This is a genomic window from Flavobacterium sp. (genome assembly GCF_046155325.1).
In the GTDB taxonomy this organism is placed as follows: Bacteria; Bacteroidota; Bacteroidia; order Flavobacteriales; family Flavobacteriaceae; genus Flavobacterium.
This window is the reverse complement of sequence record NZ_JBJXDQ010000149.1, coordinates 1-9,595: the sequence shown is the minus strand read 5'-3', so window position 1 is coordinate 9,595 and position 9,595 is coordinate 1. Positions and strand designations below refer to the sequence as shown.

Sequence of the window (9,595 nt, the reverse complement as noted above, 5' to 3'; positions counted from 1 at the left end):
TCGGTGTTGTCGCCTAGTAAAAATTTTGGTAATTCCATTTTTTTTTAGATGTTAGATGATAGACAAATAGATAATGGACAAAAATATATTTTAACTTTTACAAGCCTATCATCTATCCGTCTATTATCGATTTGTCTTTTTAAAATTATTTGTCAGATAAAATAACTGGCGCATTCCCTTTTCCCATAAAAATTATTTTGGTGTTCGGAGATGTTGCAATTTCTTTTTGAGCTTTTATTTGTTCGTATTGCAATTGTTTATCTGTTAGTCCCGAAGAAATAATTCGTTGATAATCGGCTATACCTTGGGCTTCTACACGTTTTCTTTCGGCTTCTTGTTTTTCTTTTTGAAGTACAAAAGTCATTTTCTGAGCATCTTGTTCGGCATTAATTTTACTTTCGATAGTCGTCTTTACAGAACTAGGAAGATTAATATTTCTGATTAATAATTGTTCTAAAACCAAACCTCTGTTTTTAAAATCGGTTTCAATAGTTTTAAAAATACGTAGTTGAAATTCGCTTCTTTTGGTTGAATACAATGCAATAGCATCATAATAAACAGCGTTGTCACGAATACGAGTCCTAGTTACTGGACGGACAATTTTATCGATATAATTTACCCCAATTTGCTTGAAAATTTTAGGAGCTTCGTTCGGAATTACTCGATACAAAACAGTCAAATCGATAACAACTTCTAGTCCATCATTCGACAATACTCGAATGGCATCATCCCCTTCAAGAGCTCCTTCGCCATGAATGGCAGACATGGTGTAATTTTGGGTTTGAATGTCAAAATTAGTAACATCTAAAAGTGGATTAATCAAATGCAAACCGCTCTCTAAAACGTCCGTTTCAACACTTCCGTAAAGGGATTTAACCCCAACCTTACCCGCATCGATTTGTTTGAACATCGAAGAAAAAACACCTAAAGCAATTACTATAACTCCAATAGCCCTTAGTAAATTCGAAAATTTCGAAAAAGGATTGCTCACATTACTTTTTAATGTGAAACTTACGATCAATAAAACAATTCCAATAATTATAAATAGTATCATAGTATTTAATTTAAATTATGAATAAAGATAAGAGATATTATTTTAATTTCAAGGTTAATCTTGCAAAACGAATATACAAAAATATAGCTGCTGCCGATAATCCCGCCAAAAGCCCTATCCAAATTCCAACTGCTCCCAAATTAGTGTGTTTTCCTAAATAGTATGAAATTGGAAAACCAATAATCCAATACGCTACAAAAGTTATATACATTGGTATTTTCACGTCTTGCAATCCTCTTAATGCCCCAAGAACAACTACTTGAATCCCATCCGAAATTTGAAATACTGCTGCTACTAAAAATAACTTGGAAGCAATAGTAATTATTTCTTCGTTGTCGACACTTTGTGAAACATCGGACATATTTAAAAACAAATGAGGCAAAAAATTATGAAAAACTACGAATACAATCCCGAAAAAAATCTCAACAAAAATGGTTAACAAAAAAATAGATCGTGCTACAGTTATCAATTGTTTATAGTCTTTCATTCCTTTAGAATTACTAACTCGAATCATTGCAGCAACACTAAATCCCATCGCTACCATAAAAGTAGATGAGGCCAATGTTAACGCAATTTGATTGGCAGCCTGACTATTTTTACCCAAAGTACCAGAAAGCCATATTGCGGCTGTAAACAAAGTAACTTCAAACAACATTTGCATGGCAGAAGGAAAACCTAAATTGATTATTTTTCTGAGTATCGATTTTTTAATTTCTTCAAAACTGAAATTTTTAAAATATCTTTTAAAAAGTTTATTTTTCCTTAATAAAAAATGAATAAATACCACCATCATAATTCTAGAAAATACCGTTCCTAGAGCAGCTCCGAGAATTCCCATTTTAGGAAATCCCCAAACACCATAAATCAACACATAATTAAAAAAAATATGTACGATATTTGCTAAATAAATAGCATACATAGAATATTTAGTTTGTGATAATCCATCGGCAAATTGCTTGTATCCCTGAAAAATAATAACCGGAATTAAAGAAAAAGCAACCCAATCAATATATGGAGAAGCCAAATCGACAACTGCTTGGGGCTGATTCATCAATAACATTATAGGTTTTGATAATACAATCAAAATAAAAACAGCAATTCCTAAAATAGCACACAATAATAGTCCATGATGAAAAAGGGATCGAATTTTTTTATCCTCTTTTTCAGCATCGGCTTCTGCAACTAAAGGGGTTATAGCTGTAGAAAAACCAATCCCTATGGCCATTCCAATAAATATAAAGCTATTGCCTAATGAAACCGCAGCCAACTCTGTTGAGCCAAGATTACCTACCATAAAATTATCAACAACACCTATTAAAGTGTGCCCAAGCATTCCTAACATAACAGGATAAGCTAATTTTAAATTATAAGAAAACTCTTTAGTATAGTGTGATAAATTCAATTTGTCTATTTTTGGTTTGCAAAGGTAGAGTAAAATAATTTTGTTGAAGTTGGGTACATAAATTAAATTTTGGTATATATAAAGATTAATTACTTCTAGTTAGATTATATAAAAATAAACATATGGCAAGTTTCAACATCAAATCGGCATTTAAAATCAACGGAGTAAGCGCCGCATCTGGACTTGTTTTAAAAGACAATACCTTATATTTAATTTCAGACAACAGCACTTACTTATATGAATATTCAGTTTTAGAAAAAAAATTAATAAAAATTCCTTTGATCGATAATGCCCAAGAAAATATCCCTAAAAAATACAAACTTGACTTTGAAGCTATTGCCTTAAAAGAAAACAAACTTTATATATTTACTTCTGGTTCTAAATCAAATAGAGAAAAACGGCTTACTTATAATCTTGAAATAAAAGAAATAAAAGAAAAAAAACTATCTGAATTTTATGAAAGACTAAAACACAAAAGTTCCATTTCTGATGATGATTTAAATATTGAGGGTGTTTGTTTTGGTCCGGTAAAATGGTATTTATTTCAAAGGGGCAATAGCGAAAATTCAAAAAATGGAGTTTTTAGTATTGACAATAACGATAAACATTCTATTGACTTTTACCCATTTGAACTTCCAAAAATCGAAGGAGTTAATTCTACATTTACAGATGTCATTTTAGTAGAAGACAAATTTTACTTTTTGGCGGCAGCCGAAAACACCTTATCCACATATAATGATGGCGAAATTTCAGGAAGTATTATTGGCAGAATTGATTCGGAAACTTTTGAAATTGATTTTATCCAAAAAATATCTGATTCTCAAAAATTTGAAGGCTTGACACTTTATGAAATTACTGATCACTCAATTAGATTTTTACTCTGTGAAGATAATGACAGCGTCACCAAATCTACTATTATTTATGAGCTTGAATTAGTATTAAATTAGTTTAACACAACTGACTTTTCAAAAAACTCAATCCTTACACTTCCTTCCTCGTCAATTTTAGTCAAATTGATTTTGTGTAAAGTATTCGCTAATTCTGGATTCCAAGGCGTTTTTACTCGAACATAGTTCTCCGTAAAGCCGTGAATGTAGCCTTCTTTATTTTCGCTTTCGAATAATACCGTTCTATTGGTTCCTATCTGACTTTCATAAAAAGCACGACGTTTTTTTACCGATAATCCGCGTAACATTTTGCTACGTTTAGCCCGAACATTAGCAGGAACAATGCCTTGCATTTCAGCAGCTTCGGTATTATCACGTTCCGAATAGGTAAAAACGTGTAAGTATGAAATATCCATTTCATTTAGAAAATGGTAGGTTTCAAGAAAATGTTCGTCTGTTTCGCCAGGAAAACCAACAATTACATCCACACCAATACAAGCATCAGGCATTACTTCACGAATCTTATTAACTCGTTCCGTATAGACTTCTCGAAGATAACGGCGCTTCATCAACTTCAGGATTTCGTTACTTCCCGATTGTAATGGAATATGAAAATGAGGCACAAAAGTGCGACTTTTAGAAACGAATTCTATGGTTTCATTTTTTAATAAATTGGGTTCTATAGAAGATATTCGCAATCTTTCGATTCCTTCCACTTTATCCAATTCATGAACTAATTCCAGAAAAGTATGTTCGTGTTTCTTGTTGCCAAATTCTCCTTTTCCGTAATCGCCAATATTTACACCCGTCAAAACAATTTCTTTGATCCCTTGTGCTGAAATTTCTTTGGCATTTTTCAAAACATTTTCCAATTCATCGCTTCTTGAAATCCCCCTTGCTAACGGAATCGTGCAATAAGTACATTTGTAATCGCAACCATCTTGCACTTTCAAGAAAGCACGGGTTCTGTCACCAATGGAATAACTTCCTACATAGAAATCGGCTTCGGAAATCTCACAAGAATGCACCTCGCCCCTATCGTTTTTGGTTAAATCATTAATATAATCGGTAATTTTAAATTTTTCGGTAGCACCAAGAACTAAATCAACACCATCAACAGCAGCTAACTCTTCAGGTTTTAATTGGGCATAACAGCCCACAGCAGCAACAAATGCTTTGTCATTGAGTTTCATTGCTTTTCGAACTACTTGCTTGAATTGTTTGTCGGCGTTTTCGGTTACGGAACATGTATTGATGACATACATATCGGCAACTTCTTCAAAATCGACGCGGTCAAAACCTTCATCCTGAAAACTTCGGGCAATAGTTGAAGTCTCTGAGAAATTGAGTTTGCACCCTAAAGTATAAAAGGCGACTTTCTTTTTTTGTTCCATAAGTTGTCTCAATTGATGAAATCGTTGTCAAAAAATTGAGTGGGCAAATTTAGGCAAAAAATTAAAATATAAAACCATTAAGAACATTAAGTTACATTGAGATTTTGCTTAATTCTCTTATTGCTCATAATGGTTTTATAAAAACTTAAATGAAGTTTATTCTTTCCTCCATTTTTTAGTTACTTCAAAAACCTGCTCTAAGATTTTGGCATCTTCTTCCATAAACTCAACATTACGGCGCTCCATTACTTTTTTTGCAGTTTCAAAAGCTTTATTAGTAAGATAAGTAGTAAACCCAGAAGCGCCTCCCCAAGAAAAGCTAGGCACAAAGTTGCGTGGAAATCCAGCACCAAAAATATTAGCGCTTACGCCAACAACTGTACCCGTATTAAACATGGTGTTTATACCGCATTTGCTGTGATCTCCCATCATTAATCCACAAAACTGAAGCCCCGTTTTGGCAAAACTTTCGGTTTCATAACTCCACAAACGTACTTCTTCGTAGTTGTTTTTAAGATTTGAATTGTTACTATCCGCACCAATATTACACCATTCACCAAGAACTGAATTGCCTAAAAATCCGTCGTGTCCTTTATTTGAATACCCAAATAACACTGAATTATTAACTTCGCCTCCGATAACTGAATGCGGACCAACAGTTGTTGCTCCATAGACTTTTGAAGCTAATTTTACTCTTCCTGATTCACACAATGCAAAAGGACCACGGATTACGGAACCTTCCATGATTTCAGCATTTTTTCCAATGTAGATTGGTCCCGTTGAGGCATTCAAAGTCACAAATTCTAGCTTTGCTCCTTCTTCAATGAATATGTTTTCTTTTGCAATCGTATTGACACTTTTAGGAATGGGCTGTGATTTTCTATCTTCAGTCAACAATTCAAAATCCTCTCGTATAGCTGTATCATTTTTCGCAAAAATATCCCAGGTATGTTCTACTCTCAAGCAATCTCCATCAAATTGAATGATATCATAAGTGTCAAAATCTACTTCTTCTTGGTTTTCATGAGTAAAAAAAGCAATAATATCTTCGTTTTTAAAAATCGCTTGATTTGATGTTAAATTTTTAATCATTTCTGCCAATATTGAATTTGGCAAAAAAGAGGCATTAATCATTACATTCTCCTCCATTTCTACCATTGGAAATTTCTCTGAGAGATATTCCTCAGTGATTGTAGTAGTTGTAGATCCTAAACGCATTTCCCATTTTTCACGAATAGTCAATATCCCAATGCGAATATCGGCTACAGGTCTTGTAAAGGTAAAAGGCAACAAAGCATTTCTTTCTGGTCCATCGAAAAGTATATAATTCATTGTATATTTTTGTTAAAGACAAGTCGCGCCTTGTCCGTACTTTAGAGATTCAAAGTTACAAAGTTTATTTCATAAAAAAACTCTCCAAATTTGGAGAGTTTCATATTATTTATAAGCTGATAAATATTATTTACCGTGCTTAGCATATTTAGTTTTGAATTTATCAATACGTCCTGCAGTATCAATAAGTTTAGATTTACCTGTATAAAAAGGGTGTGATGTTCTAGAAATCTCCATTTTTAAAACTGGATATTCAACACCGTCAACAGTTATTTTTTCTTTTGAATCTGCAGTAGATTTAGTAATAAAAACATCTTCATTTGACATATCCTTAAAAGCTACTAATCTGTAATTTTCTGGGTGAATTCCTTTTTTCATCTTTTTTATTTTAATTTTTTGAGCGTTTTAATTTTGCGGCTTTTTCTTTATTTTGAAAAAGGTGTAAATGCAACAACTCTTTGTGTTTAAATATCTTATTTTTATTTCAGAATGCAAATTTACACTTATTTTTTAATATTCAAATGTTTACATGCCTTTTTTTATATAATCGTAAAAAACAATTTTTATCCATGAATATATTGGGAATTGTTATATTTGTAGATTAATAATTTTAACATTTATGATAAAAAAAACATCACCTGCAAAATCTGGACTTTTATTAGGTTTTTTATTTGGACTAATTATGGTTTTGGAGTTTGTAATTATGTATGTAATTGGAATGAAATCCTTGGTAAATTCAAGTGCCGGCTTGATTGTAAATAGTGCAAATTATTTAATCCTTCCATTATTGTTTATATTTTTAGGTTGTAATAATTATAAAAACAATATTAATAATGGAAATATTACTTTAAGCGAATGTCTAAAAGTTGGAATTTCCATCACTTTTGTAGCTTCCATAATATATGCTGCTTTTAATGTAATTTTTAACATCGTATTTCCTGATTTTGTAAATGAAATGATAGAAATTTCAAAAGAAGCAATGATTTCAAAAACCCCCAATTTGACTGTTGAACAATTAGAAGCAGGAATGACAATGATAAAAAAATTCATGAATCCGTTTATAGTTTTTCCTGTAACATTGGCTATGTATTCGTTTTTTGGGTTAATCTATTCCCTCATTATAGGTGCATTTGTAAAAACGAAAAATCTTAACTCTAACATTTAATGAATTTATCAATTGTAATACCCCTTCTTAACGAAAAGGAATCCCTAAAAGAACTTTATTCTTGGATTGTTTCAGTGATGAAATCTAATAATTATTCCTATGAAATTATATTTATAGATGACGGAAGCACGGATGATTCTTGGACAATTATTGAAGATTTAGCATCTAAAAACACTGCTGTCAAAGGCATACGTTTTATGAAAAATTATGGAAAATCACAGGCTTTACATGCTGGTTTTGCAAAAGCACAAGGTGATGTTATTATTACCATGGACGCTGATTTACAGGATAGTCCAGAAGAAATTCCTGGATTATACAATATGATTATAACGCAAGACTTTGATTTAGTTTCCGGCTGGAAAAAGAAACGTTATGATTCTATGGTTTCAAAAAACATGCCTTCCAAACTTTTCAATTGGGCAGCTAGAAAAACTTCGGGTGTGGAATTAAATGATTTTAATTGCGGATTGAAGGCTTACAAAAATCTAGTTATAAAAAATATTGAGGTTTCTGGCGAAATGCACCGGTACATTCCCGTTTTGGCTAAAAATGCAGGTTTTGGTAAAATTGGCGAAAAGGTAGTTCAACATCAAGCTAGAAAATACGGCGAAACTAAATTTGGAATGGAACGTTTCATCAATGGTTTTCTGGATTTAATTACCATTTGGTTCTTGTCAAAATTTGGAAAAAGACCGATGCATTTGTTTGGAGCTTTGGGTTCTTTAATGTTTATTATTGGTTTGTTTTCTGCAGGGTTCATAGGATTTATGAAATTATACAAATTATATCATGGTCTGCAGTACGATTTAGTAACGAACAACCCTTGGTTTTATATTTCATTAACCACCATGATTATTGGAACACAATTTTTTTTGGCTGGTTTTCTTGGGGAAATCATTTTAAGAACTAAGAATAATGAGGAGCGGTACAAAATTTTTAAAGAAATAAATTAATGGTATCACAAATTCTGATACCATTAATTTTGAGGTCAAATTTGTGACCTCAAAACAAGAAAACTTGAGGACAAAATTTGCGTCCTCGAACAGTAAAAAGCCATGGAAATAGAAGTTATTCAAAATAAAATATTTGAAATTCGGGGTTGCAAAGTAATGCTTGACTTTGACTTGGCTTTATTGTATAATCTTGAAAACAAAAGACTTAAAGCTTCCGTAAGAAGAAACATAAATCGTTTTCCCGAAGATTTTATGTTTGAACTTACTGAAATGGAATTTACAAACTTGAGGACGAAATTTTCGTCCTCAAGTTATGGTGGCTTGCGATATATGCCTTTTGCTTTTACAGAACAAGGAATTGCAATGCTTTCTAGTGTGCTAAATAGTGAAAAAGCTATCGAAGTAAACATTTCAATTATTAGAGCATTTGTAACTTTTAGACAATTTTCGTTGACTTACAATGAACTAAAAGAAAGAATTGAGGAAATAGAAAATCAATTTCCCGATATTTACAAAGCCTTAAATTATCTTGTCGACAAAGATACTACTTCAAAAAACAACGTAGAAAGAGAAAAAATAGAATATAAAAAATAATATAAATGGAAATCAAGCAAAACATTTTAGACGCAGTAAATGAATGGCTTACACCAACTTTTGATGCTACAACACAAGATTCAGTTAAAGATTTATTATCAGGTTCACCCAAAGAGCTGGAAGAGAGTTTTTATAAAAACTTAGAATTTGGTACAGGTGGAATGCGAGGGATTATGGGAGCAGGAAACAATAGAATCAACAAATACACATTAGGTAAAAGCACTCAAGGACTTTCGGATTACTTACATATTGCTTTTCCAAACCAAGCTTTGAAAGCCGTTATTGCTTTTGACTGTCGCCATAATAGCAAAAGTCTAGCTAAAGTTGTTGCTGATGTATTCTCAGCAAATAATATTGAAGTGTATTTATTTTCGGATTTAAGACCAACACCTGAATTGTCTTTTGCCTTAAAATATTTGGGTTGCCAATGCGGAATTGTCTTGACAGCATCTCATAATCCACCTGAATACAATGGATACAAAGTGTATTGGGAAGATGGAGGACAAATCGTTCCGCCTGAAGATGATGCTATAATCAATACCATCGAAAATCTTAACTACAATCAAATTAAATTTGATACTAATGAAGATTTAATTCATTATATCGATGCTGAAATTGACCAAGCTTTTATAAAATCGACAGTCGAGAACGCTAGTTTTAAAACACCTCAAGAAGCAAAAGATAATTTGAACATTGTTTTTACCTCTTTGCACGGAACATCAATTACTGTAATGCCTGAAACATTTGTAGCAGCTGGGTATAATAATGTACATATCGTTGAAGAACAAAGAGTACCAAATGGTGATTTTCCAAC

At 32.1% G+C, this 9,595-nt stretch carries 9 protein-coding genes and 1 pseudogene; 5 read left to right on the top strand and 5 right to left on the bottom strand.

The window, feature by feature from the left end; all coding sequences use genetic code 11:
* Positions 1–145 precede the first annotated feature (145 nt).
* On the bottom strand, positions 146–1,054 hold the full coding sequence (locus tag ACKVOD_RS10205; RefSeq protein WP_409209367.1) for a prohibitin family protein: 909 nt from the start codon (positions 1,052–1,054) through the stop codon (positions 146–148).
* A 37-nt stretch (positions 1,055–1,091) separates the two neighbouring features.
* Positions 1,092–2,456 (bottom strand): MATE family efflux transporter, encoded by a 1,365-nt coding sequence (locus ACKVOD_RS10200; RefSeq protein WP_409209366.1) that lies wholly within the window; start codon positions 2,454–2,456, stop codon positions 1,092–1,094.
* 122 nt (positions 2,457–2,578) lie between these two features.
* Here ACKVOD_RS10200 and ACKVOD_RS10195 point away from each other — a divergent pair, with 122 nt between their 5' ends.
* The gene (locus tag ACKVOD_RS10195) at positions 2,579–3,403 is read left to right on the top strand and encodes a DUF6929 family protein (protein WP_409209365.1); all 825 of its coding nucleotides are present in this window, start codon (positions 2,579–2,581) and stop codon (positions 3,401–3,403) included.
* On the opposite strand, the gene mtaB is transcribed toward ACKVOD_RS10195, so the two are convergent.
* From mtaB to ACKVOD_RS10180, 3 genes are all read right to left on the bottom strand, one after another.
* Positions 3,400–4,737, bottom strand: coding sequence for a tRNA (N(6)-L-threonylcarbamoyladenosine(37)-C(2))-methylthiotransferase MtaB (gene mtaB, locus ACKVOD_RS10190; protein WP_409209364.1), 1,338 nt, complete (start codon positions 4,735–4,737; stop codon positions 3,400–3,402). The two genes, ACKVOD_RS10195 and mtaB, sit on opposite strands and share 4 nt — an antisense overlap.
* 156 nt (positions 4,738–4,893) lie before the next feature.
* On the bottom strand, positions 4,894–6,069 hold the full coding sequence (locus tag ACKVOD_RS10185; protein ID WP_409209363.1) for a GlmU family protein: 1,176 nt from the start codon (positions 6,067–6,069) through the stop codon (positions 4,894–4,896).
* A gap of 126 nt (positions 6,070–6,195) precedes the next feature.
* Positions 6,196–6,447, bottom strand: a complete 252-nt coding sequence (locus tag ACKVOD_RS10180) for a type B 50S ribosomal protein L31 (protein ID WP_409209362.1) — start codon at positions 6,445–6,447, stop codon at positions 6,196–6,198.
* 241 nt (positions 6,448–6,688) lie between these two features.
* Between ACKVOD_RS10180 and ACKVOD_RS10175 the strand changes: the two genes are divergently transcribed.
* The 4 genes and pseudogenes from ACKVOD_RS10175 to ACKVOD_RS10160 all read left to right on the top strand — a co-directional run.
* Complete coding sequence (locus tag ACKVOD_RS10175) at positions 6,689–7,234, top strand: DUF4199 domain-containing protein (RefSeq protein ID WP_409209361.1); 546 nt, start codon at positions 6,689–6,691, stop codon at positions 7,232–7,234.
* The gene (locus ACKVOD_RS10170; RefSeq protein WP_409209360.1) at positions 7,234–8,187 is read left to right on the top strand and encodes a glycosyltransferase family 2 protein; all 954 of its coding nucleotides are present in this window, start codon (positions 7,234–7,236) and stop codon (positions 8,185–8,187) included. Before ACKVOD_RS10175 ends, ACKVOD_RS10170 begins: the two co-directional genes overlap by 1 nt.
* Positions 8,188–8,289: 102 nt before the next feature.
* Positions 8,290–8,781, top strand: coding sequence for an ORF6N domain-containing protein (locus ACKVOD_RS10165; RefSeq protein WP_409209359.1), 492 nt, complete (start codon positions 8,290–8,292; stop codon positions 8,779–8,781).
* Positions 8,782–8,786: 5 nt separating this feature from the next.
* A pseudogene (locus ACKVOD_RS10160) lies at positions 8,787–9,595 on the top strand (phospho-sugar mutase); the annotation flags it as partial.

Bases quoted from the DNA above. Each gene is read 5' to 3' on its own strand.
- ACKVOD_RS10185 (WP_409209363.1), bottom strand. From the start codon at position 6,069: ATGAATTATATACTTTTCGATGGACCAGAAAGAAATGCTTTGTTGCCT.
- ACKVOD_RS10180 (WP_409209362.1), bottom strand. From the start codon at position 6,447: ATGAAAAAAGGAATTCACCCAGAAAATTACAGATTAGTAGCTTTTAAG.
- ACKVOD_RS10165 (WP_409209359.1), top strand. From the start codon at position 8,290: ATGGAAATAGAAGTTATTCAAAATAAAATATTTGAAATTCGGGGTTGC.
- mtaB (WP_409209364.1), bottom strand. From the start codon at position 4,737: ATGGAACAAAAAAAGAAAGTCGCCTTTTATACTTTAGGGTGCAAACTC.
- ACKVOD_RS10175 (WP_409209361.1), top strand. From the start codon at position 6,689: ATGATAAAAAAAACATCACCTGCAAAATCTGGACTTTTATTAGGTTTT.
- ACKVOD_RS10205 (WP_409209367.1), bottom strand. From the start codon at position 1,054: ATGATACTATTTATAATTATTGGAATTGTTTTATTGATCGTAAGTTTC.
- ACKVOD_RS10170 (WP_409209360.1), top strand. From the start codon at position 7,234: ATGAATTTATCAATTGTAATACCCCTTCTTAACGAAAAGGAATCCCTA.
- ACKVOD_RS10195 (WP_409209365.1), top strand. From the start codon at position 2,579: ATGGCAAGTTTCAACATCAAATCGGCATTTAAAATCAACGGAGTAAGC.